The sequence below is a fragment of the Methanomassiliicoccales archaeon LGM-DZ1 genome, from assembly GCA_030168595.1.
Classification (GTDB): domain Archaea; phylum Thermoplasmatota; class Thermoplasmata; order Methanomassiliicoccales; family Methanomethylophilaceae; genus Methanomethylophilus.
The window spans coordinates 1,432,513-1,456,562 of sequence record CP115556.1; the positions used below are offsets into that span (position 1 = coordinate 1,432,513).

At 58.8% G+C, this 24,050-nt stretch carries 21 protein-coding genes and 3 tRNA genes; 12 read left to right on the top strand and 12 right to left on the bottom strand.

Annotation, left to right across the window (positions count from 1 at the left end; translation table 11 throughout):
• Positions 1-64: 64 nt before the first annotated feature.
• From O8W32_07235 to O8W32_07245, 3 genes are all read left to right on the top strand, one after another.
• A complete protein-coding gene (locus O8W32_07235) occupies positions 65-235 on the top strand; it encodes a 50S ribosomal protein L37e (GenBank protein WII08957.1) in 171 nt (56 codons plus the stop codon).
• Positions 236-318: 83 nt separating this feature from the next.
• Positions 319-1,671: an amidophosphoribosyltransferase gene (gene purF / locus O8W32_07240; protein ID WII08958.1), complete on the top strand. Its 1,353-nt coding sequence runs from the start codon at positions 319-321 to the stop codon at positions 1,669-1,671.
• Positions 1,672-1,757: 86 nt separating this feature from the next.
• Positions 1,758-1,830: transfer RNA gene (locus tag O8W32_07245), tRNA-Ala, on the top strand.
• Between the two features lie 478 nt (positions 1,831-2,308).
• On the opposite strand, the gene O8W32_07250 is transcribed toward O8W32_07245, so the two are convergent.
• Positions 2,309-2,872 (bottom strand): hypothetical protein, encoded by a 564-nt coding sequence (locus tag O8W32_07250; GenBank protein WII08959.1) that lies wholly within the window; start codon positions 2,870-2,872, stop codon positions 2,309-2,311.
• 298 nt (positions 2,873-3,170) lie between these two features.
• On the opposite strand from O8W32_07250, the gene O8W32_07255 reads away from it, so the two are divergent.
• Positions 3,171-4,610, top strand: coding sequence for a nicotinate phosphoribosyltransferase (locus O8W32_07255; GenBank protein WII08960.1), 1,440 nt, complete (start codon positions 3,171-3,173; stop codon positions 4,608-4,610).
• 92 nt (positions 4,611-4,702) lie between these two features.
• Here O8W32_07255 and O8W32_07260 read toward each other — a convergent pair whose 3' ends face one another.
• Positions 4,703-6,046 carry an MFS transporter gene (locus tag O8W32_07260; protein ID WII08961.1) on the bottom strand — a complete coding sequence of 448 codons (1,344 nt, stop codon included), beginning with the start codon at positions 6,044-6,046 and terminating at the stop codon, positions 4,703-4,705.
• A gap of 177 nt (positions 6,047-6,223) precedes the next feature.
• Positions 6,224-6,940, bottom strand: coding sequence for a polyphosphate polymerase domain-containing protein (locus O8W32_07265; GenBank protein ID WII08962.1), 717 nt, complete (start codon positions 6,938-6,940; stop codon positions 6,224-6,226).
• Between the two features lie 65 nt (positions 6,941-7,005).
• Between O8W32_07265 and O8W32_07270 the strand changes: the two genes are divergently transcribed.
• The 4 genes from O8W32_07270 (at position 7,006) to htpG (ending at position 11,958) form a co-directional block, all read left to right on the top strand.
• Positions 7,006-7,857, top strand: coding sequence for a hypothetical protein (locus O8W32_07270; protein WII08963.1), 852 nt, complete (start codon positions 7,006-7,008; stop codon positions 7,855-7,857).
• A gap of 76 nt (positions 7,858-7,933) precedes the next feature.
• Positions 7,934-8,629: a DUF4956 domain-containing protein gene (locus tag O8W32_07275; protein ID WII08964.1), complete on the top strand. Its 696-nt coding sequence runs from the start codon at positions 7,934-7,936 to the stop codon at positions 8,627-8,629.
• The gene (locus O8W32_07280) at positions 8,614-9,957 is read left to right on the top strand and encodes a CotH kinase family protein (GenBank protein ID WII08965.1); all 1,344 of its coding nucleotides are present in this window, start codon (positions 8,614-8,616) and stop codon (positions 9,955-9,957) included. Before O8W32_07275 ends, O8W32_07280 begins: the two co-directional genes overlap by 16 nt.
• Before the next feature lie 90 nt (positions 9,958-10,047).
• Complete coding sequence (gene htpG, locus O8W32_07285) at positions 10,048-11,958, top strand: molecular chaperone HtpG (protein ID WII08966.1); 1,911 nt, start codon at positions 10,048-10,050, stop codon at positions 11,956-11,958.
• A 195-nt stretch (positions 11,959-12,153) separates the two neighbouring features.
• Here the strand turns inward: htpG and O8W32_07290 are convergent, their stop codons facing one another.
• From O8W32_07290 to putP, 3 genes are all read right to left on the bottom strand, one after another.
• Positions 12,154-12,363 carry a hypothetical protein gene (locus O8W32_07290; protein ID WII08967.1) on the bottom strand — a complete coding sequence of 70 codons (210 nt, stop codon included), beginning with the start codon at positions 12,361-12,363 and terminating at the stop codon, positions 12,154-12,156.
• A gap of 96 nt (positions 12,364-12,459) precedes the next feature.
• Positions 12,460-13,647 carry an InlB B-repeat-containing protein gene (locus tag O8W32_07295; GenBank protein ID WII08968.1) on the bottom strand — a complete coding sequence of 396 codons (1,188 nt, stop codon included), beginning with the start codon at positions 13,645-13,647 and terminating at the stop codon, positions 12,460-12,462.
• 266 nt (positions 13,648-13,913) lie between these two features.
• Complete coding sequence (gene putP, locus O8W32_07300) at positions 13,914-15,521, bottom strand: sodium/proline symporter PutP (GenBank protein ID WII08969.1); 1,608 nt, start codon at positions 15,519-15,521, stop codon at positions 13,914-13,916.
• Positions 15,522-16,143: 622 nt separating this feature from the next.
• On the opposite strand from putP, the gene O8W32_07305 reads away from it, so the two are divergent.
• The 4 genes from O8W32_07305 (at position 16,144) to O8W32_07320 (ending at position 17,791) form a co-directional block, all read left to right on the top strand.
• A complete protein-coding gene (locus O8W32_07305) occupies positions 16,144-16,746 on the top strand; it encodes a hypothetical protein (GenBank protein WII08970.1) in 603 nt (200 codons plus the stop codon).
• A gap of 22 nt (positions 16,747-16,768) precedes the next feature.
• Positions 16,769-16,865 (top strand) — tRNA-Arg (locus tag O8W32_07310).
• 178 nt (positions 16,866-17,043) lie between these two features.
• Positions 17,044-17,218 (top strand) — tRNA-Trp (locus O8W32_07315).
• A 144-nt stretch (positions 17,219-17,362) separates the two neighbouring features.
• Positions 17,363-17,791 carry a universal stress protein gene (locus tag O8W32_07320; GenBank protein ID WII08971.1) on the top strand — a complete coding sequence of 143 codons (429 nt, stop codon included), beginning with the start codon at positions 17,363-17,365 and terminating at the stop codon, positions 17,789-17,791.
• A gap of 97 nt (positions 17,792-17,888) precedes the next feature.
• On the opposite strand, the gene O8W32_07325 is transcribed toward O8W32_07320, so the two are convergent.
• The 6 genes from O8W32_07325 to O8W32_07350 all read right to left on the bottom strand — a co-directional run bounded on the left by O8W32_07325 (position 17,889) and on the right by O8W32_07350 (position 23,929).
• Positions 17,889-19,253: a PFL family protein gene (locus tag O8W32_07325; protein WII08972.1), complete on the bottom strand. Its 1,365-nt coding sequence runs from the start codon at positions 19,251-19,253 to the stop codon at positions 17,889-17,891.
• Positions 19,254-19,257: 4 nt separating this feature from the next.
• A complete protein-coding gene (locus O8W32_07330; protein WII08973.1) occupies positions 19,258-19,533 on the bottom strand; it encodes an ACT domain-containing protein in 276 nt (91 codons plus the stop codon).
• Positions 19,530-21,089 (bottom strand): citramalate synthase, encoded by a 1,560-nt coding sequence (gene cimA / locus O8W32_07335; GenBank protein ID WII08974.1) that lies wholly within the window; start codon positions 21,087-21,089, stop codon positions 19,530-19,532. The genes O8W32_07330 and cimA overlap by 4 nt, the downstream gene beginning before the upstream one ends.
• Positions 21,082-22,089, bottom strand: a complete 1,008-nt coding sequence (locus O8W32_07340; protein ID WII08975.1) for a homoserine dehydrogenase — start codon at positions 22,087-22,089, stop codon at positions 21,082-21,084. The genes cimA and O8W32_07340 overlap by 8 nt, the downstream gene beginning before the upstream one ends.
• Positions 22,082-22,582 (bottom strand): homoserine dehydrogenase, encoded by a 501-nt coding sequence (locus tag O8W32_07345; protein WII08976.1) that lies wholly within the window; start codon positions 22,580-22,582, stop codon positions 22,082-22,084. The genes O8W32_07340 and O8W32_07345 overlap by 8 nt, the downstream gene beginning before the upstream one ends.
• A 114-nt stretch (positions 22,583-22,696) precedes the next feature.
• Positions 22,697-23,929 (bottom strand): ISL3 family transposase, encoded by a 1,233-nt coding sequence (locus O8W32_07350; protein WII08977.1) that lies wholly within the window; start codon positions 23,927-23,929, stop codon positions 22,697-22,699.
• Between the last annotated feature and the right edge of the window lie 121 nt (positions 23,930-24,050).

A 24,050-nucleotide genomic window follows, 5' to 3' on the forward strand; every position in this document is an offset into this window, starting at 1 on the left:
CTGAAGGACGCGGAGACGGCACACCTGCGGGCGGGGCCGCATAAACGATAAAGGAGACTTCGAAATGGGAGCAGGTACAGCAGCACAGGGAAGGCACAACAAATTCAAGACCCACATCCCCTGCCGCAGGTGCGGAAAGCGCTCGTACAACGTCAGGAAGGGCTACTGCGCTTCCTGCGGCTACGGCAAGACCGCCAGGATCAGGTCCTACGAATGGGCCAAGATCCGCGACTGAAAAGATCGGGAGAAACTGTTCAACGGATCATCATGGGACCTCGGCATCACTGCGGAGTAGTCGGCATCGCTGCCGATCATAACGTGGTACCTTCTCTGCAGAAGGTCCTCATGATAATCCAGAACCGCGGACAGGATTCCGCGGGGATCTCCGTCTACGACGGGATGAAGATCAGCACGGTGAAGGACGTCGGCCTGGTCCAGACCGCGCTTCCCAAGAGCCGCATCGAGAACCTTTCCGGCAAGACCGGCATCGGCCATGTCAGGTACGCCACCACTGGCTCCAAGGGGATCGAGAACGCCCAGCCGATGACCATGGTGGCCTCGGCGGGCATGATCGCTGTAGCGCACAACGGCGACATCACCAACTATGACAAGCTGAAAGCGAAGTACATGGAGTCCGGGTCCGCTTTCCAGACCAGCTCCGATACCGAGCTCATCATCAAGATCCTCAGCAAGAACCTCGGGCAGAACGGGGACTACATCGCGGCCATCCGCGCCACCATGGGCGAGATCGGCTGCGCTTACGCCCTCGCCCTCATGATCAACGGGCGCCTGTTCGGGATCCGCGACCCCTGCGGGATCAGGCCCCTCATCATCGGGAAGCTGGACGACGGGTACATGGTGGTCTCCGAGAGCGCCGCCGTCGATGCCCTCGGCGGGGAGATCGTCAGGGATGTCATGCCGGGGGAGATAGTGGAGCTGACCAAGGACGGCATAAAATCCTATCCTCCCAGGATAAAGACCGACAGGGCGTACTGCATGTTCGAATGGGTCTATTTCGCGAGGCCCGATTCCGTCATCGACGGCATGTCCGTATACCAGGTCCGCAGGAACATCGGGAGGATCCTGGCCAGGGAGCACCCGTGCCCCGATGCCGACCTCGTCATGCCTATCCCCGATTCCGGGAGGGCGCACGCCATCGGGTTCTCGAACGAGTCCGGAGTCCCGTATGAGGAGGGCTTCATGAAGAACCGTTTCGCCGAGAGGACCTTCATCCTCCCCGACCAGAAGGAGAGGGAGAAGGCCGTTGCGACCAAGATGAACCCCATCAAGAGCACGGTGAGCGGCAAGAAGATCGTCATCGTCGATGATTCCATAGTCCGCGGCACCACTCTGAAACAGCTTGTCACCATGCTCAGGAACGCAGGCGCCGTCGAGGTCCATGTCAGGATCGGGTGCCCGCCGATCATCGCCCCCTGCTATTACGGGGTCGATATGAAGACGAGGGACCAGTTCATCGCCAACAAGCATGATGTCGAAGAGATCAGGAAGATAATCGGCGCCGACAGTCTCGGTTATATCAGCGTCCCCGGCCTGGTCGAGGCGTGCTGCAAGCCCGAATCGGAGCTCTGCCTCGCCTGCGTCACGGGCGGGTATCCTACCCGCATAGACGGCGAGGTCCAGCGTTTCCAAGCCCGTCTCGACACAGAGTGAGCCGGATACTGGCACTATGTTCTCCCAGCAGCCTCCGCGGCTTGAGAATCTATAAATACAACCATATAATCAAGGGTTCATCAACTGGGCAGGTAGATCAGTTGGAAGATCGCTACATTGGCATTGTAGAGGTCGTGAGTTCGAATCTCGCCCTGTCCACCTTTTTATCACATCGATCGACGTCTGCTGACCGTATTGTCAGTCCGTTCCGATCAGACTCTGTACAGATTCTGTTGCATGGCATCCATTCTCACGGTCCACATGTTCCAGAATGGATGTCTGGGTGCAGTGGGACACAATTGCGACGGGGAGGATCTGAAACAGACCAACATGGCCAGGGTCACGGACGGCGATGGGATATCGGTGATGTTCGCATGCCCCAGGAAGTATAGCCGATATGGCGGTGATGCAATAGACAGTGCAGAACATTAAAGAGATGGAATGCAACGGTTCATGTTCATGGACAGGGTTCGAGGCTATGGCCAATATATCTGCCTTTAAATTCAGGTGCATAACTAATGTTATTCTCTATTAGCGTGATTGTGGGCTTCATGTAATTTTACTTCTTTCAACTGTCTATTTGGTTTTTTGAATTTTTTCATTCAATTCACTATACGATTTGATCATCATAACAATATCAATGCGTTATCTGTATTGAGATATCATCGTACGTCTTATTCGCTGTTAAAATGACGAAGTCCAACGAGTCGATATCTTCCAACTTAATTTTTCCGTTCAAATGGAGCTCTATCACAGCCGTTCCGGATCCTCCGACAGTAATTACTTCTGGAGATCCATTGGCCTTCGCTATGTAGATGGAATGCCCACCGTCCGGCCACGCTCTAACGTAAGCATATTTTGATGAAGTGTCATCATTGAAACTGCATAGGACTTTGTCAACATCAAGTCCGGCAGGAATGGAGAATTCTACCCCCATATCATCCGCCCCACCTACGATCAAATCGGCAACGATGGTTGCACTCAGTGAGTTCTTGTCCCGTGTAAGGAAGATTATTCCCTCTACAGAAGTGCCGGCATCGGAACATGCCGCATCAAATTTAGTGAGCGATGCGAGTCCGTTATTGACTGGATTCCGATACTCGTGATATCCTTCATCCTTATCCAATGCAATATACGCGATTGTTGTTATCAGGAGTACAAATGATAAAATTGTAATGTATATTTTATGATTCTTCTTCATTATATCGCCTAATATCACTATTCATACATATTGGAATATACATCCAACAATATTTAATCGTATCGTAAAACAGAATTGACAGATCAATTGTGTTTTATATTTCCGAGTCAGTCATACGCCGTTATCTTCTTCTGATGTGCAGGAAATTCGGGCCATTTTTTTGATTATGGGTCGCCTTTCCGCCTCAAGAGATGCGGAAACGTTCGGTTGATTGAAGCGACCGCCGGCAGAAGCGGACACAGGTTCCGTTCTGTCCGTGCAGAAAATTAAAATCGGCCGGCGCATAGCCGCACTAAGCATGAACAAGGAAAACCTCTCGCTTCTCTGCGATTTCTATGAGTACACGATGGCCAACGGTTACTTAGAATCCGGGATGGAGGATAGGAAGGTCTGTTTCGACATGTTCTTCAGGAATGTGCCGGACGGCGGCGGTTTCGCCATCATGGCGGGGCTCGAGCAGGCCATAGAGCGCATCGAGAACATGCATTTCGAGGAGGAGGACATCGAGTACTTCCGTTCCAAAGGAGTGTTCTCCGAGAGGTTCCTGGAATATCTCAGGAAGTTCAGGTTCTCCGGCGACGTGTACGCGGTCCCCGAGGGCACGCCCATCTTCCCCATGGAGCCTATCGTCACCGTGGTCGCGCCCGCGCCGCAGGCCCAGATGCTGGAGACCCTGCTCCTGATGACGATCAACCACCAGTCCCTGATAGCCACCAAGGCCAACAGGATCGTCCGCGCCGCCGACGGGAGGGGCGTCGCGGAGTTCGGGTCCCGCCGCGCCCAGGGTTCCGAGGCCGCTATCCTCGGTGCTAGGGCGGCGTACCTCGGAGGGTGCGTCGGCACCGCCTGCACCCTGTCCGACGAGAGGTTCGGAGTGCCGGCGAGCGGCACCATGGCGCACAGCTGGGTCTTGATGTTCGACTCGGAGCTCGAGGCGTTCAGGCAGTATTGCCGGCTGTACCCGGACAACGCCGTCCTGCTGGTGGACACCTACGATGCCCTCGGGCGCGGTGTTCCTGATGCGATAAAGGCGTTCAAGGAGGCCGGCATAACCAAAGGCGGCATCCGCCTCGATTCCGGGGACCTCGCGTTCCTGACCAGGAAGGCCCGTGCCATGCTCGACGAGGCGGGGCTGCCCGGCATCAAGATCGTGGCGTCGAACTCCCTTGACGAGTACATCATCAAGGACCTTATCGAGCAGGGTGCCTGCATCGACTCCTTCGGTGTCGGGGACCGGCTGATCACCAGCCACAGCAACCCCGTGTTCGGAGGGGTCTACAAGCTCGCCGCCGTGGAAGAGAACGGGAAGATCGTTCCCAAGATGAAGGTCTCCAACAACGTCGTCAAGATCACCACCCCGGGGCTGAAGAGGACGTTCCGCCTCTTCTCCAAGAAAGACGGGAAGGCCCTGGCAGACCTCGTCTGCCTCGCGGACGAGGAGATCGACCCGTCCCGGCCGCTGACCATCTTCGACCCAGACGCTCCGTGGAAGAAGAAGACCCTGACCGATTTCACCGTCAGGCCCCTGCAGGTCAAGGTCTTCGAAGGCGGGAAACAGGTCTACCAGAGCCCCGAGCTCAAAGAGATCAGGAGCTACTGCGCAGAGCAGATCGGCACCCTGTGGGACGAGGTCAAGAGGTTCTCCAACCCCCAGACCTACTACGTCGACCTTTCCGAGAAGCTGTGGAAGCTCAAGCGCTCCATGCTCGATAACGGCGGGGTCTACAGGCCGGAATGATCCGGCGCGGCCCGCCGTCCCTCGGAGGGGAAGCGGGCCGGAAAACGGAGGAGCGGACGCTCCTCCGGAATAGGTTTCGGTGTTCTCAGGTTTCAGTCGCTCTTCTCTGTCCTCCTCCCGAGCTTCAGTCCTTCGTCCTCATGCCCCTTCTCGACCGAGAGCAGAGCGCACACAAGGGCTATCACCATCATGACGAACGCCATGAGCCAGAGGTCCTGGAACTCGCCCAGGGTCTTGTCGGATATCACGAACCCTCCGATGGTGATGAGTATCGCGCCTCCGGCGAAGGGGAACAGGTTCAGGGCCGCCGTCGACGTTCCGGCCATGGCCACCGGGAAGAGCTCCTTGATCTGCGCGTAGGAGACCACGAAGAACCCTCCGAAGAACCCGAACAGGAAGTTGATGGCCCCCTGTATCGCCATATTGTCCATGCCGTCGTTGCCGGCTGTCAGCCATATGACCGCCCAGACCAGGGTGTACACGGCCGTTCCGAACACCATGACCTTCTTCCTGGAATGGAACACGCGGTCGGACAGCATGCCTGCCAGGGGGCACCCGAACACCATCCCGATGCCGACCATGGTGACCATGAGCGACGCCTCGGTGTTGGAGAAGTCGTAGATGTTCTTGTAGAACGATCCGGACTGGGACGCCTGCCAGAGCATGATGGTCCCGTACATGAAGAAGAACCATATCGCGAGGGGCCAGAACTTCCTGCCCCCGCCGAACGTCAGCTTCAGGGCCTCTACGGTGCCCATCTTGGCCGAGGTGGACTCGGTGATAGGCTCCCCGGTCTCCTCGGAGACGATCTCCTCGATGCTCGGGAGGCCGAGCTCCGAGGGGTGGTTCCTGACGAAGTACCAGCAGAGCAGCGAGATGACAGCGGTGATGACGGCGAGGACCAGGTAGGTGTTCTGGATGCCCAGGCTGTCCATCATCACGACCATCGGCGTGGCCGCGGCGATCCCTCCGACGTTCCCGACCAGGAGCAGGACGCCGCTCATGGAAGCGAACTCGTTCTTCCTGTACCAGACGGCCAGGACCTTCATTATCGGAATGTAGACGACCGCTGCGCCGATCCCTATCAGGAACTTCCCGGCGATCATCAGGTCGAACTCGCTGAAAGTGTCGGCCAGAGCGCTCAGCACAGAGCCCAGCGCGATCAGCATGACGAAGATGCTGGCGGCCTTCCTGGGACCCATCTTGTCGGTGAGTATCCCGCTGGGTATCTGCATCAGAGTATAGGCGTATAGGTAGGCCGATGCGAGCAGGGCGATCGAGGAGGATCCCACCTCGAACGAGTCCTGCAGGGTATCGGATATCGCACCTCCTGTCGTACGGTGGAAGTAGACGAAGAAGTACGCGATAGCCAGGACAATGAAGATGATCCATCTGTAGGACAGCATCTTCGTCTTCTGAGCATCGTCTATTGTCATACATATTCCTCCATTGTATTTTTACGACGAGGCTATCCAACCTCGGACTGATATCAGAATGTGTGTAATTAACAGGGTTTGCGAACATGTCTCCAGTATGTTTGTCAATAATAATTGGAATATGATATTACTGACAGCCGACATGTAAAAACTCATTATCTGGGATATGCTGCGCGTTCAGTCGCAGAGCTCCCAGTCGACTCTGTCGAAAAGGAGCTTCTTGTACGCATTGCCGTACTTCGAGAAGGACGACCTGAAGATCCTGTTCTCGGACATGGTATGTGCCAGCCACAGCGGGATAGCGGTCGCGGTCTTGATCTCCATGAGGGTCCCTCCGGGGATGAGCTCGGTGCCTCCGGCCGGCAGGGATATGTCCAGGCCGTCCAGGCGGGCGGTTATGCGCTCGTCGAAGGTGATCCTCAGGTCGAGGGCATCGTCCAGCGGGCGCAGCGCCTCCCTCTCGTACGACAGGTACATCGCGGGGCCGAGGCCGGGGTAGTTCCTGAACATGTAGGAAATCTCCCTCCCCACCTGGGTATCGGGGCCGCTCCCTCCCCTGTCCAGCCATTCCTCGGCCTCCGCGATCGGAAGTGCCAGGCGTCTTTTGTAGACGATCCCGAGGTACTTCTTCTTGAGCTCCACGAATATCCGGGAATCCGGCCCCGGGGCCCCGTAGGAACGGGTCCTGAGCTTCTCCTTGTAGGCGGGCTTCTCGATGGACCGGCGGGCGAGGATGAAATCGGGGGTGTCGTAGTAGATGTTGCGGATCTCGGTGCGCCCGTAGCTGTCGACGGCCATGCGCCCGTCCAGGACATCCAGGACGGCGCGCTTCTGCTCCGGGCTCATCACGTACTTCATCTCGACCCGCCTGAACGTAGACTGGTAGTCCGCCATGGTCCGACCCCCTTTCTATATCCGGAATGCGCACCCATTAATAATCTCCTGCCGTTAACCGCCCCGTGGATTGGTACATAGGAATACCTGTAGGCATGGCCCTGGTCATCCTGGGTGCCGTCTGGGTCGCCAGGGGCGTCAAGTGGATCTCGCCCAACAGCGGGGTCTCGCCGTATTATGTGGGGTTCCTCGCCGGCGGGCTGGTCTGCCCTCTCACGGTGTTCATCATCTCTGCGTTCTCCGATCCCGCCGCCGTGACCCGCAACACCTACGGGTCCGCCGTCGCCGCCCTGGTCCTCGCGCTCCTGATGGCGGTGCTGGTCATCGATGTGAACAACCTCAGCTTCAACCGCAGGATCGAGACCGTCACGGTGGCCGCCGGCACGGTCATCCTGGAGTACATGGCGCTCGTCGGGGACATAGGGTTCGCGGAGGCGCAGGCGGCAGTGGTGCTGCTGTTCCTGTTCATGCAGTTCGTGCACAGGAATCGGAAAGGCGCGGTCAGCGATTTCAAGGAGGGGGACGCCCCTCGGGCGAGGCCTGCCGGCAGGGACATGACTCTCACCCTGGTCGTCCTGGTCTCGGGCCTGGCCGTGTTCATATCCGGCTTCTTCCTGGCAGTCGACGGCGGAACGGATCTGGCACATGTGATATTCGGTGCCGGAGGCCCCCTAGAGTCCTCCCGCGGCTTCGACAGCGCATCGATGTGCGGGTCCCTCTCGGACAACATCGGGCCCTTCGGGTACGCCATCGTCGCGGGAGCGGTGCTGTCCCTGTCCTCCGCCATCCTGACGCTTTCTATGAGGCATGCCGGACAGAAGGCGCTCGCCGCCGGGACTCTGTCCGGAACGGTGTGCTTCACGTGCCTGTTCTCGCTTGCATCGGTCATGTTCCTCAATATGACGTTATACGGATGACCTGCTGACAAAGACGGCCGGCATGTCCACCGTGCGTCTTATTATCCTTGACGATTTCCCTGAAAAAGGAGAGAGAATGGGCGCGTTCTTCGACAACATCTTCAACAGTCCCTACATAAGCACCTTCACCGTCGAGCAGTTCCTGCTGGTGATGCTCTGCGCCGTGTTCGTAGGGATGATGATCTCCGTCGTCTACGCGTACAACAACGAGTACAGCGAGGGCTTCCTGATCACGGTCGCCATCATACCGGCCGTCGTGGCGGTCATCATCATGGTGGTCAGTGACAGCATCGGCGTGGGTATAGCCGTCGCAGGGGCGTTCAGCCTCGTCAGGTTCCGTTCGGTCCCCGGGAAGGCCACGGAGATCGGGGCCATATTCATCGCTATGGCCTCCGGGCTGCTCATAGGCACCGGCTACCTGGGCTTCGGGATACTTTTCGTCATGCTGATCGGGTTCTTCTACGTGGCCTATGAGCGCCTTTCCGGGAGGGAGCCCATCAGGAAGGACAACCGCAAGACCCTCAATGTCACGATCCCGGAATCGCTCAACTATACCGGGCTTTTCGACGGTGTCCTGAAGAAGTACGCCACCGAGATCAAGCTGACCAAGGTCAGGACCACCAACATGGGGAGCATGTTCCGCCTGACGTACGAGCTGGTCGTGGCGGACGACTTCGATTCCAAAGCGCTGGTAGACGAGATACGCGTCATGAACGGGAACCTGGAGGTCTCCGTATCGGACACGAAGGAAACGGAGTGGCAGAGCCTGTGAGAAGACCGGCGAAGGCAGCATTCGCTCTCATAGCCGCCGCGGCCGTGGTGACGGCGGGGCTGTGGGTATACAACGACGAGAGCTCATCGGAGCCGTACACCCTGCCGGCCATGACGATTGTGACGGACGGCTACGAGGACGTCGTCTCCAAGGAATACTACCTGGACTGCAGCATCTCGGTGTCGAACTGCGACCCAGACTATGAGCTCAGCAATGAGGATGCGGAGATAAAGGGGCGCGGGAACACCACCTGGTACGGCAACGACTACCACTGGTACGATACCAAGAAGAAACCGTTCAAGATCAAGTTCAGCGATCCCGTCGATCTCTTCGGCAGCGGGTCTGCCAGGGAATGGACGCTCATCGCCAATTACACGGACCAGAGCCTGAGCAGGGATTATCTCGCGTACAACACCGCCCTCCTGATCGGCATGTACGCCAGCAGCACCCAGTTCGTCAACCTCTGGCTCAACGGCGTGTACGAGGGGGTGTACCTGGTCTGCGACCAGATCGAGCTCGGGGAGGGGCGCGTGCAGGCCCTCGACGATTCGGGCGACCCGTACACGTACCAGTACCTCATGGAGCTCAACGGCTGGGTTCAGACGGACTACTCCGAGGGGGCGGTCGAGGGCAGGGACTATTTCGTGGCCGATGACCAGCCCTATGAGTTCAGCGACCCGGACGGGAGCGATCTGGAGGACGGCGTCTTCGAGACGGTCGAGGAGCTCTTCAACAAGGCCCTCTCCATGCTCCGGGCCGGGCCCGATTCATACAGTTTCAGCGAGATCCGGTCGGTCCTCGATACGGAATCCTTCGCCGAGACGTACATCATCAACGAGGTCTTCACGACGCAGGACATCAACTGGTCCAGCTTCAAGTTCCTGGTCTACGGGAACGAATGCACGGCGGACGGACTGACGATCTCCAGCGGGCCTGTCTGGGACTTCGATACCAGCTCCGGGAACACCAGGAACGAGCACAGCAAGGACCCGGACAACCTCTGGGCGGCCGAGACCAACGCCTGGTACCATTACCTCCTGAAGTACGATGAGTTCCGGACGCAGATCGCCGATATCCTGGAGGCCGACGAGATTGCGATCACGGAGCTCTGGGAGTCGCTGTACAGCGAGGAGATGACGCACAGCTCCGACTTCGATCGCAACTTCGACCGCTGGCCGGTCCTGGGAGTGTCCATCTGGTCGAACCCCCTCGAGTTCGTCCAGCTGAGGACGTGGGAGTCGCATATGGACTATCTCATCGACTGGCTGGAGCGCAGCCTGGACTACGTCGTGTCCTGCTACAGCGAGTATGCGGGCAGGACCTACTGACGGGATATCTCCCTGACGTTGTCAACCTCTAGTTCATAACATTTATATAGAAGGGCATTTTAATATTGAGTCGTTCAGACAGTGATCCGAATGGCGAAGAAACAGTTCAAAACGGAATCGAAGCGCATTCTGGATATGATGGTCAACTCCATCTACACGCACAAGGAGATCTTCCTCAGGGAGCTCATCTCCAATGCGTCTGATGCGATCGACAAGCTCAACTACAGGATAATGCAGGAACCGGACTCCAAGGTGAGCAGGGACGACTTCCGCATCGATGTGAAGGTCGACCGCGACAAGAGGCTCATCACCGTGTCCGATAACGGTATCGGGATGACCGCCGACGAGTTGGAGAAGAACCTCGGCTACATCGCCCACTCCGGCACCCTCGAGTTCAAGAAGGAGATCGGGGACAAGGACAAGGACAGCGAGGCCATCGGCCAGTTCGGCGTCGGGTTCTACAGCGCGTTCATGATCGCGGACGACGTGAAGGTCGTGTCCCGCGCCTACGGCAGCGATACGGCCAACGAGTGGGAGTCCGACGGCGCCGACGGCTACACGATCAAAGAGGCCCAGAGGGACTCGTTCGGCACCGACGTCATCATGCATGTCAAAGCGGATGCGGAAGGCGAGGAATACTCTGAGTTCCTGGAGACCGAGAGGCTCAGGGAGCTCGTGGAGAAGTACTCTGACTACATCCGCTGGCCGATCCACATGACCGTGGACCAGAGCGAGTGGAAGGAGACCGGCGAGAAGGACGAGAAGGGCAATCCCAAGAAGGACTACGTCACCACCAAGGTCGACAAGGTCGTCAACTCCATGGTCCCCATCTGGAAGAAGTCCAAGGAGGAGGCTGACGACGAGAAATGCTTCCAGTTCTACCAGGACAAGTTCCATGACTACGAGAAGCCCATCTCGGTCATCCGCGTGAACGCCGAAGGCACCGTCACCTACAGGGCCATGCTGTTCATCCCCTCCAAGGCCCCGTACGACTTCTACACCCGCGACTTCCAGCCCGGGCTGCAGCTGTACTCCAACGGTGTGCTGATCATGGACAAGTGCTCGGACCTCGTCCCCTACTGCTTCAGGTTCGTCCGCGGAGTGGTGGACTCGCCCGACTTCAGCCTCAATATCTCGAGGGAGGTGCTGCAGCACGATTCCCAGCTGAAAGCGGTCGGCTCCAACCTGACCAAGCAGGTCAAGAAAGAGCTCGAGAGGCTCATGAAGGACGAGCCGGAGAAGTACCAGCAGTTCTACGGCAGCTTCGGGAGGCAGCTTAAGTACGGCTGCGTCGACCAGTACGGCAGGGATGCAGATCTCCTCAAGGACCTGATAATGTTCGGGTCCGCGAAGGAGGGCAAGCTCATCTCGCTCGCCGATTACGTGAAGGGCATGCCCGAGGGCCAGAAGAAGATCTACTATGTCTCTGCGGACACCGTTGAGCATGCGAAGGAGCTGCCCCAGGCGGAGCCTGTGCTCGCCAAGGGATACGACGTCCTCGCGTTCACCGATGAGATCGACTCCTTCGTAGCCAATGTGCTCAGGGAGTACCAGGAGAAGGAATTCTGCAACGTAACTAACGAGGACCTTGGCCTGGAGACGGACGAAGAGAAGAAGGCCGCCGAGAAGAAAGACGAGGAGTTCAAGGAGCTCACGGACTTCGCGAAACAGACTCTCGGCGACGGTGTTGCGGCGGTGAAGATCTCGCACAAGCTGAAGAACCACGCCGTGCTCCTGACCACCCAGGGCAGCATAACCTTCGAGGTGGAGAAGTACTTCAGGGAGATGCCCGGCGCGGCCGGCGACGGCGTGAAAGCAGCAAGGGTCCTGGAGCTCAACTCCGAATCGGATGCCTTCAAGGCCCTGAACGAGGCGTTCAAGACCGATAAGGACAGGGCCGCGAAGATCGTGAAGGTCATGTACGGCCAGGCATGCCTGATGGCCGGCCAGCCGCTGGACGATCCTGTCGCGTACTCCGATCTCGTCCTCAGCATGCTCTGAGGGCAGGGAGCGATCTGACCAGGGTCCTGCTGAGGTTTCAGCCTTCATGGACGATCGGGCCGGAACCTCTTATCGGGATTCCGGCCTAAGGATGAAATCCGCGATCGCCGAGGATTTCAGCCTGTGCGGTCGTGCGGGCACCGGCATCCCGGAGAGGCCAGTGCCCTAACTTTCAATATTCTGACGGAGCGGTCATCAGTCGAAGATGTCCAGCAGGTCTCCGTCAGTGGCGATGACTGCGATTATCAGCAGGCCGACGACCACGACGATGATTCCTGCGATCAGGCTGAACGCCAGGGCCGCCAGGGATACAGCGATGTAAACTATCGCAATCAGGATGTAACCTGCTGCGACCAGACATTCCTTCACCAGGCTCTCGTTCCCTCTGTTCGTGGCGTACAGCATCAACCCGCCCAGGATACTGAGGATAACCCAGGCCGCTAAAGCATATAGTGCGAACTCTCCGTATGTGTAACCGAATATCTCTCCTGACATAATGCATCACCACCTGCCGTTGATTTCCTTCAGTGATGCTTCGAACGAGTAAAGGCCCGTAACATCGCTGGAGATCATCACCGTTATGAGTGTGTCTTTGGAAACTGTGAAGTTTATGGGGGCCCCGTCGACCGTCACCGTGACCGACACTGCATCGATGGTTCCCAGGAAGCTGTTGTCTATCAATCTGTATACTGCCTCTGCCGAGGGGGTTATCTGAGCGACAGTGCATGTAAAGGACCCGTTCATGCCTATGGTCTTTTCATCGTTTGCATCGCCGACGAGCTTACAGTCGGTCCATGTATAGATGTAATCATTGTTACCGGCGTAAGCGCAGCCTACTTTCTCGGACGTCAATACCGCTTTAATCAATTCCGCGCTCAAGCGGGAGTATGATTTGTTATCGTGATCGGCGGAGATATGGAACTTAAGCGTCACTGCCGCGGACCCGTCGCGCGAGTAGGTGAAGGAATCGTCGTCATTGCTATCAGTCCCGTTATCACTGAATGCCGTGATCTTCTGGGTATATTCTCCGACGAAAGATGTGCTGTCTACGCCGAAATCGATCTTCCAGCCCGTGTGCGCCGACAGTGCGATGTTGATCGCGTCCCTGATGGACGTTATCTTATCCTCTATCCATTCGTGGCCTTGGGGGTCGACATCTCCGCTTATGCTGTATACTAGCTCGGTGCCGACACGGGCGTTCAGCAGGCCCCATTCAGCCCATTGCGCATAGAGGATTGTGTCGGATGCAGGAACAAATCCTGTTCCGGAGGCATAGGATTCTCCGGAACCATCTTCTCTGGTGTTCCATCCCTTGAAGTACATGCCGTTTTTGACGGCTGGGGGTAAGACGTACGGCTTCCCGTCTACCACGTCTGCAGAATCAATGCCGTTCCCGCCGCTGGTGTTGAAGGAGATGGTGTAGACGTTGTTCCAGATTGCATGAAGAGTGAGGCCGGAGGTGAAATTGTATTCATTTCCCGGAAGGAATGAATCGCCGGTCCCGTCAGATCTGGTGTTCCATTCTTTGAAAGAGTGTTTGGCGAATGTCGGAACTGCGGCAGGTATCTTGGTCTTGCCATCTTCGTTTACTGCGACATTCCCGATATAGGAGCCGCCAGCAGAGTCGAAAGTCAGTTCCTCTTCGGCGGAACTGCCGTCATCTCCCCCCCCCCACGACGACGTATGCACCGGTTCCGACGCATACGGCCGCTGCGAGCAGGGCACCTATGATGTATATGGAATTCATCAAATCCAGGCGACAATCGCTGACACTATTTTAATAATTTCCTCGGATTCTCCCATCCAGTGGTTCTGCATCCGGAGGCATCTGCTCTCTGGCCACCTGATCTGGATGCCGGATCAATCCATGTCTCGATACGGTGCTTTCAGGCCCTTTTCCGGACTGTGCAGGCCGAGGATTGTTTAGGAAAGGCGGGCGAATGCCCGCCTTCGTTTCACTGGCCCTTTTCCTTGAGAGTCGTCTGGGGCCCAGAGACCTTGGGGTCGGATCCCCAGTCCGGGTCGTCCACGGCCGCCTCATAATCGTCGAACTCCTTCTCGATCTCTTTGCCCGCGCCGCCGGTCTTCACAGAGACGGCAACGGTGACGATGAAGGAGAGGACGAAGCCGGGAACGAGCTCATAGAGCTGGGAATCCCAGATGAGCCAGTCTCCTCCGGCGATGATCCCTCCGGCGATGAAGAACGTGTTCCAGATGATGACAGTGGCGAACCCTGTGGCCATCCCCCACATAACCCCCTTCGCATTGGTCTTCTTCCAGTACAGAGATAGGATCACAGCAGGGCCGAAGGCCGCTCCGAATCCTGCCCATGCGTAGGAGACGAGGTCCATGATGGCGCCGTCCTTATCGAGCGCCAGCAGCGCGGCGATGACGGCGATGACGATCACGACGCCCCTGGCGACCCACATGAGCTTCCTGTCGTCGGCCTTTTTCTTGAATATGTGGGTATAGAGGTCGTTCGATACTGCGCCCGAAGCGACCAGCAGCTGAGAGTCTGCAGTGGACATAATGGCCGCCAGCAGCGCAGCGTATATGATGGCCGCCAGGGCTGCCGGGAACATGGAGTCTGCGAGGACGATGAAGATGTTCTCCGGGTTGTCCAGCGCGGTTCCGCTGTCGGAGATGTACGCCCTGCCGATGATGGCCATGGCGCACGCGGCCGCAAGGCATATGACCACCCAGACCGTGGCGACACGCCTCGAGATCTTCAGGTCGGCGGGGTTCTTGATGGCGGTATACCTGACTATGATGTGGGGCATCCCGAAGTATCCCAGGCCCCAGGCGAGGCAGGATATGACCGTCGCGGCGGCGATCCCGGTCCCGCCGCTGTACAGCAGGCTGGTGAAGTGGTCCGGAGCGCGTCCGGTGCTCATCATGTCATCGAGGATGTCCGCCGTGCTGTCCCAGCCGCCGAGTTCGTTGACAGCGGCCAGGGGGACCAGTACGATGGCGAATATCATGAGTATCGCCTGCAGGAGGTCGGTCCAGCAGACCGCTCTGAACCCTCCGAGGAATGTGTAAACGATCAGAACGACCGCCCCGATGATCATGGCGGCCGTGTAAGTGAAGTCGGGGAAGATCATCCTGAACACATTGCCGGCCCCGACGAATCCGGATGCGACATAGATGGTGAAGAAAACGAGGATGATGACTGCGCTCACGGTCCTCAGGGCGCCGGTATCGTCGTGGAAGCGGTTTTCGAAGTATTCGGAGAGGGTAAGGGAGTTCTTCGCTTTTTCAGAATAGATCCTAAGCCTTTTGGCTATGAACAGCCAGGCAAGATAGGAACCGATCGCGAGTCCGATCCCGATCCACACCTGCCCCATGCCTGCCACGTAGATCGACCCGGGCAGTCCCATGAGCAGCCACCCGCTCATGTCCGATGCCTGCGCCGACAGCGCGGTGACGTAAGGGTTGAGGGAACGCCCGCCAAGGATGTAGTCCGACAGGTTCGTGGAGCGGTGGTAGAAGTAGTACCCGACGCCGATCACGATTATGAAATAGATGATGACGACGGCGAGCGTGACAGATTGGTCGCTCATTGGTTATGCCTCAATGTGCGCTCGGGATGGATTCATTGTTATATAATCAGATAGGCGCGTTCAGGCTGCGGCTGGATGACTTTATGCAGGCGGCAGGGCCCGATGATGTAATATGTTGGATGGATGGTTCGTCCATTATTTTAAATACCCTGAGTTCTTAAACGGAATCAAGGAAGGCCCGAGGTCTTCCCTCCTCTAGAAGCCGGTTCGGCTGAACGATGAATCCGTTCGCACCACATAACCCGTCCGAACCGGCATAGTCTTCACGTCGTTTTTTTATTGTTTTCCGGCGGGAATGCTCGAGGATCCGGTCTTTGTCGGTTGCCGATACCGGGCAGCGCATGATCCGCAGTGCATTCCGTATCGGCCTTATAATGGATGGATGCTATATCCATTAATTTATATACGCGCTATACATTATGCTCTATAGAAGGGACGGAATGCCTCTTCCTCCTCCAGACGCGTCCGCGGAGGCGGCGTTTGCCATTCGCCGCCGATTGCACAACCGCCGCGGATCTATTCGCACTCACCTGGCATTCCGTTCCCCTCTCCTCTGTCTAAACGGCCCTTTCCGTTACGTATAAATCCGCTTTTCTGCATGAGCGCATGAAGGGTGGATGGGATGGATGGCAGCATTGCTGAGTATGTTCTCCTGGCGGCCGGTGTATCCGCGTTGCTGATAGTGTTTCTGTACCTCAAGCACAGGGATTCCGCAGCGTACAAACTGATGGTGCTGGTCGGTATGGCCGCGGGCGCCGCCGCGATCTATACGGCCGCGATCAATTACGGGGAATGGACCGACGAGTGCGTCGTCATCTGCATCGTCGCTGGATATGCGATGGTGATCCGTCCGTTCAAGAACATCGATTTCGCAGCTGTGCTCGGAATCTTGGCTGTTTTGCTCGCGTATGCATACCTCGGCGAGATGACCGGGGACCTTGAGGGCCTCTCCCACGGAGCTCCGAGGATCATTGTCGCAGTCCTCGCGGGATCGGTCGTGTACATGATATTCAATTTCATCACGAAAGCGGCCATATTCATAGGGAAGGTCCTCAACTGGTGGCCTTTCCTGTTCATCATCGCTGTCCTCTGCATAACCGAGGCCGCATTGATCATGTCGGGTTCCGGCACCATGGTGGATCTCTATCACAAGTACTACGGGAGCGCATCGGGCGATCTGGCCTCTTTGGAGGCCCTGAAGTCCGCTGTGGTAAGTTTTAAATGATAGTACCAGATGGTGGTGCTAAGGGCCCGTGGCTTAGCCAGGATATAGCGCTGGCCTTCTAAGCCAGACGCCTCGGGTTCGAAAGTAGTGGCAAGCTACCGAAAGTCCCGACGGGCCCGCTCAGAGTCCGTCTGCGCCAAAAGGCGCCCAGAGAGGAATAACATGAAGAGAAGCTCACGCGCCTGGAAGAAACGCGGCAACCAGCGTTGGAAATGGCGCAAGAAGAAGATGAGGAGAAGAAAGAGAGCTGCAAAGATGCGCAAGCAGTGACGCCGACGCTCTCGGCGCCGCTCAATTGGGGATTTAGGCTAACCTGGTAGACTAGCGGGCTCCAGTTATGAGCGTGATTTGACTGAGTTTGCTGAAGTTATGATGAATAACTGGAGCGATGACTCATCAATTTCATGGGGAGGTAGCTCCTCCCCGTGGTGGAAACCCGCCCATGGGGGTTCAAATCCCTCAGTCCCCACCATACCGCATCTATGAGCGCTGCCCCGTATCGACGGGGAGACAAACTTTTCCTCCCGCACGGGACTTTTGAGATTTCTGCTTTTCTTTCCTGGACGCGAACCTGTGCGCGGTTCCGTTTAATTCTCCGTTCGGACATATTGAAATCATGTACGGCAAGATTCTCATCGCAGTCGACGGCAGCGAATCGAACAAGGCAGCGGTAGATCAGGGCCTCGGAATGGCCAAGATCTTCGGGTCCAAGGTCACCGCGGTCTCCGTGGCCGATCCGGGGCCGTCTTCCACCGTCCCCCGCGACAGCACGGCGGCCTACCGCAAGTCCATCCACGATGAATCCAGGTCCGCGCTCTGTTATGTCAAGGAGAAGGCGGATGCTCTGGGAGTGGATGCCGAATACAAGGTCGTCGAGGGGCATCCCAGCGAAGTGATCGTGTCGATGTCGGCGGATTTCGACCTCGTGGTGCTGGCCACCCTCGGCAAGACCGGGTTCCGCAGGCTGGCCCTCGGTTCGGTCGCGGAGACTGTCATCAGGTCTGCCAAGTGCACCGTGGTCGTCTGCCGCCCCTCGGAGAACTGAGGCCGGCCGCAGTTCCCTGCTGTATTATCTTAAAACGATCCGGATCCTCGGACGGGCAGTGCCCGCCCGAGGCTGTTCCGGCAGATGTGCCGGACGTTCAGTTCTTGAAGCTGTGTATCGGCGCGGGGATCCTTCCGCCGCGGGCGATGAAGTCAAGGCATCCGTAGCGGTTGACCGGCATGATCTTCGCGCTCCCCAGGAGGCCTCCGAGCTCGATGGAGTCGCCGGCCCTCTTGCCGATGACCGGTATGACTCTGACGGCGGTGGTCTTCTGGTTGACCATCCCGATGGCCATCTCGTCGGCGATGATCCCGGAAATGGTGGATGCGGGGGTATCGCCGGGAATGGCGATCATGTCGAGGCCGACAGAGCATACGCAGGTCATGGCCTCGAGCTTCTCGAGGGTGAGAGCTCCGCAGGCGGCGGCCTCGGCCATGGATGCATCCTCGGTCACGGGGATGAACGCGCCGGACAGTCCGCCTACATATGAAGATGCCATTATGCCGCCCTTCTTCACCTGATCGTTCAGGATGGCCAGCGCCGCCGTGGTGCCGGGGGCTCCGCAGCGTTCCATCCCCATCTCCTGGATGATGTCCGCGATGGAATCCCCGACGGCGGGGGTGGGGGCGAGGGAGAGATCCACGATGCCGAACGGGGTGTTCAGCCTCTTTGAGGCCTCTTTGGCCACCAGCTGGCCGACGCGGGTGATCTTGAACGCGGTCTTCTTGATGGTCTCGCAGAGGACCTCGAAGCTCTCCCCGTGCACCTTGGACACCGCAGTGCGGACGACGCCCGGTCCGGAGACGCCGACATTGATGACGCGGTCCCCCTCGGTCACGCCGTGGAAGGCGCCGGCCATGAAGGGGTTGTCGTCGGTGGGGTTGCAGAACACGACGAGCTTGGCGCAGCCGATGGAATCCCTGTTCTTTGTGGCCAGAGCGGTCTCTACGACCTTCTGCCCCATCAGCCTGACCGCATCCATGTCGATCCCTGTCTTGGTGGAGCCCAGGGATACGGACGAGCAGACGTGCTCGGTCTCGGCGAGGGCGTCGGGTATGGAGTCGATGAGGAGGCGGTCCGCCGACGTCATCCCCTTCTGGACGAGCGCGGAGTATCCTCCGAGGAAGTTGACCCCGACCTTCTGCGATGCCTTCTCCAGGGCCTTGGCGATCTCCACGAAATCTCCGGGGGTCTTGCAGGCGGGGGACCCGACGATGCCGATGGGGGTGACGGACACCCTCTTGTTGATCACCGGGATGCCGATCTCCAGGGCGATCTCGTCGCCGACCGAGACCAGGTCCTTCGCGCTGTCCGATATCTTGGAGTAGATGTTCTGGCACAGGTCGTCCAGGTCAGGTGTCATGCAGTCAAGGAGCGAGATCCCCATGGTGATGGTCCTGACGTCCAGGTTCTCTGCCGAGACCATCTGGTTGGTCTCGATGACCTCGTTCAGGTCTACCATGGTCTCAGATCCTGTGCATCATGTTGAAAACGTCTTCGTGCTGGGCCTTGATGGAGCATCCGACCTTCTTGGCGATGGAGTCCAGGTCCTCGGTCAGCTGCGGGAACGATTTCGAGTACTTGTCGAGGTCGACGATGAGCATCATGTTGATGTAGTCCTCGACGGTGGTCATGCTCAGGTCCAGGATGTTGATGTCGTTCTCTGCGAAGTAATTGCAGACGGCGGCGATGATTCCTGTGTGGTCCTTACCGACGAGGGTGACTACGGTTCTGCTGGTCATTTGGTTCTCCCTTCCTTCTCTTTATACACGGCGTATTCGACCGAATCCAATAATGCGTATAGCGAAGCTTCTATAACATTTTCCGATACGCCAACTGTGGTCCAGCTGCGCACCCCGTCCGAAGTGGTTATCAGCACCCTGACGGTGGATGCCGTGGCGGCCTTGGCATCGAGGACGCGGACCTTGTAATCGGTCAGCTTCATGCTGTCGATGACTGGGAAGAAGCGCGAGAGCGCTTTACGGATGGCGTTGTTGAGGGCGTCCACCGGTCCGTGGCCGTCGGCGGCGGTGTGCTCCGTCTCCCCCCGCAGGTCGGAGACCTTGATGCTGGCCTCGCTGGTTATGCCCCCGCCGGCGCCTGCATCGATGAAGAGGCGGAATCCGTCGAGGCGGAAGGCCGGCCTCAGCTCTCCGCGCATCTTCCTCACCAGGAGCTCGAAGCTGGCATCGGCGCCTTCGAACTGGTATCCCTCAGCCTCCAGGCCCTTGACGCGGTCGGCGATGGCGCCGGAGTCGGCGCCCTCCTCGATCCCGAGCTCGCGGAGCTTCTCGGCGATGCTCGCCTTCCCGGCCATGTCGGAGACCAGCACGCGGCGGGAGTTCCCGACCGAGGACGGGTCGATGTGCTCATAGGTGCGCGGGTCGCGGACCAGGGCGGAGACGTGCATCCCGCCCTTGTGCGCGAAGGCGTCCTCGCCCACGAACGGCAGGCCCGGAGGGCGGACGAGGTTCTCCACGTCGGCGATGCCGGCGGACAGCTGGGTCAATCTCTTCAGGTCCACGCCGAGGTCCATGCCCATTTTGGTCCCCAGGATCCCGGCGACGGTGCAGAGGTCGGCGTTCCCGCAGCGCTCCCCTATCCCGTTGACCGTTCCCTGGACCATCTCCGCGCCGGCCTTGACGGCGGCGACGGAGACCGCGGCGGCGAGGCCGCAGTCGTTATGGGCGTGAATGCCGACGGGGGCATCGAACTCTCCCGAGACCTTCTTCACGATCTCGGATACGCGGTCGGGAAGGGTCCCGCCGTTGGTGTCGCAGAGCACAAGCCAGTCGGCGCCTGCCGATACGGCCGCCCCGAGGCACTGCATCGCGTAGCCGGGGTTGGCGGCGTACCCATCGAAGAAATGCTCAGCATCGAACACGGCCTCTTTGCCCCTGTCTTTCAGGAAGCGGACGGAGCCGGAGATCATCTCCAGGTTCTCCTCCAGGGTCGTGCGGAGCGCCTTCTCGACATGGAAGTCCCAGGTCTTTCCGAACACGGTGCAGACGGTGGCCGGCGACGAGGCGAGGGCGGACAGGCAGGCGTCCTCGCTCTCCGGCACCCCAGCGCGGCGGGTGCTCCCGAAAGCGCAGAGCCTGGACCTTCTCAGTTCCGGCGGGTCTCTGAAGAACTCATCGTCGACAGGGTTGGAGCCCGGCCATCCTCCTTCGATGTACGGTATCCCGAAGGCGTCAAGCCGGCGGGCGACCTCGCGTTTGTCGGCGGCGGAGAACGATACTCCGTCCCCCTGGGCCCCGTCGCGGAGGGAAGTATCGTAGAGCCAGACGTCAGGCATGCCCGCGCCTCTCGTCCAGAATGGCGATGAGGTCGCTGAGGATTGCGGAGGCGGTCTCGATCTTACCGGCCCCTCTGCCGGTGATGGTGATGGGCCCGGCCAGGTCTGCTTCGATCTGGGCGATGTTCAGCGTCCCGCTGATGCTGAGCGGATGGCCGACAGGTATGAGCCTGGGACTTACTTCCAGCTTGGTCTCGGACACCTCTCCGATGAGGCGTATGACCATGTTGTGGGATGCGGCCTGGGCAACGGCCTCGGCCGTGATCTTGCTTATACCGGTGATCTTGACGTCGTTCACGGTGACCTTCTTGTGGAAGACCGAGTTGGCGAGGATGGTGACCTTGGCGGCGGTGTCGTAGCCTTCGACGTCGTTGGTCGGGTCGGTCTCCGCATAACCGAGCTGCTGGGCTTCCTTGAGCGCCTGCTCGTAGGGCTGCCCTTTGTCCATCTTGCTGAGTATGTAGTTGCAGGTCCCGTTGAAGATCCCGCGGATGGAACGGATGTGCTCCCCCACGAGGTTCTCGTGGCAGAGGTTGATGATCGGCATGGCGCCGCCGACGGTGCCCTCGAAGCGGAACTTGCAGCCGTTCTTCCTGGCAAGCCCGATGAGCTCGCAGAACCTCAGTGCCAGCGGGCCTTTGTTCACCGTGATCACATCCTTCCCGGATTCCAGGGCGCGGGTGATGTTCTTCAGCCCCGCACCGCCGGTCTTGATGTCAGTCGGCGTGACCTCGATCAGCATATCGTAGTCCGTCCGGGAGAGCAGCTCGGCAGAGTCGGAGTATCCGGTCTTGCCTACGGATCCGGTCTCCTTCTTCCGGTCTATAAGGGCCTGCAAATCCAGGCCTTCCGGGTCCGCCGCATATGTCCTCGAATCCATGGCGAGGACGATCTGCGGCATCTCCCCGTAGCGGCCGGTGAGGAAATCCCTTCTCCTGAGGAGGACCTCGGCGACCCCCTGGCCGACGGTGCCGAAGCCGGAGACGGCGATCTTAATCAAAGCCCAGCCCCCTGATGAGCATGAGGCCGTCCCTTTCCGAGGATGAGAAGAGGAACCTGTCGAGCTTGTCGCGGTCCTCATGGTCCCTGAGTTCAGCGGTGATGAGCGCCGTCCTCGAGTCGTCGGCGGAGTTTTTCGAGGTGTACGAAACATCCACGCTCTCGAAGTCGACAATTTTCGAGGCATTGTCGATGATGTCGTCCACGTATGCCGCCCCGAACTTGCCGAGGAGCATGTACTCGGCTGTGACCGTCTCGTAGACGGAGCCGAGCTTCGAGATGACGATGTCCTTGGACCTCCAGATGGCCTTAAGCTGGTCCAGCTCGCGGGTGGTCGAAACTTCGAAGGTAACGCTGACCAGGATCCTGTTGTTGACCTTCTGCTCGCGGTCGTGGACGACGCCCACGATGTTCCCGTCGACCATGGATATGGGCTCGAGGGACCCGACCAATTGGCCGGGGAGATCGCGGACGTACAGTTCGGCATTAACCATCATGGGGGCTCACCTCTTCGGTAACAGGCGTGTATGGCAGAGGGCATATTAAATAAGTGACAGGAAGGGGTTCTCTTTCATTTTGAGTGGAAACGATTTGGGGAAGGAACGCGCTCACCTCGGAGCCCCGTACAGATCCACTTTGCCTCTGGCACCGGTGAGATAACAAACGGCTATCAGGTTCTCGACCCGCTTGAATCCCCTGGCGCGCCTCTTGATGAGGGAGATCAGCGAGTTGGTCCCCTCCAGGAGGGCGTTGGACATCCCGGTGGAGAACCACCGGAGTATCCCCTCGATGTTCGCCTCCACGGTCTTGGCCAGCCTGGCGAACGGGCGGAAGCCCGAGCGCCCGGCCCAGGAGACCCATCCCAGGAGATGGTCCCTCGCGATGTCGGCATCCCCCATCGAGTACACCGACACCAGCGACTCCTTGAGCCTGTACGCATGGCCCAGTTCCTCGTTGTCCTCGCAGATCCTGTCCCTCAGCTCCTTCTCCCCGTCGGTCAGGCTGCCGGAGTTCCGGACCATCATGTACTTGACCTTCATGCGGTTGACCGCCAGCTTCATCTTCCCGAAGTTCACGTCGTTCATGGCGTCGTTGGCCAGCTTCACGAGGTGGAACCTGTCGAAGGTTATCCGCGCCCTCTTGAAGTAGCGCCCGATGCCTGAGACGTACGCCGCTCCGAAGTCGCAGGTGAAATCGGCGATGTTCGCCGCACGTCCCCCGTGCTCCGTCAGGAAATCCCTGAACTCCCCGACGGCGCCGGAGCCTTTGCCGGGGGTCACGAAGAGCACCCGATGCCGCACGATGTCCGCGAAGACGGTCACGAACGCATCGTGGCCGGAGAAGCACTTCTCGTCGACACCGACCGCCGTCACGTGCGACAGGTCCATGCCTTCCACCAACTTCCTGGCACTGTGCCTCACAAGGCGCCATATGCGGTTCGCGTCCTCGTGTATGAGGGCGGCCGCCGCGGATACCGCCATCTCCCTGCACATGGCCATGATCATGGACTCCATGGAGAGGGTGAAGTGCGAGTGGGGGCGGGCCCACGGGACGTCCGCCCTCCTGACGCCGCAGTCCGGGCAGTCCGTGCGCGGTATCCGCGCATGGATGTACAGGCGCCTGGACACGACGTCCAGGCTCCTCCAGGCCCTCTCCGGAGTACGGTCGTGTATCCGGCACATGCGCCCGCACTGCGGACAGGGCATACAGCTCCCGGGCGGCACCTCCACCCGCAGGTGGTCGTCCAGCTCCCCTCTCGCGTTCGGTTCGCTCCAGAACTCGGTCGCTTTCCAGGGAGGCACCAGTCCCAGGTGCTCCCCCATCATTTCGCATACGTCCATCGGACGTTGTACCGCGTTCCTTCCCCAAATCGTTTCCACTCAAAATGAAAGAGAACCCAGGAAGGGGCCCGCAGCTTCTTGTCCTGTGGGCCTTCCTTCCCTGAATGTGTTCGGTATTTCC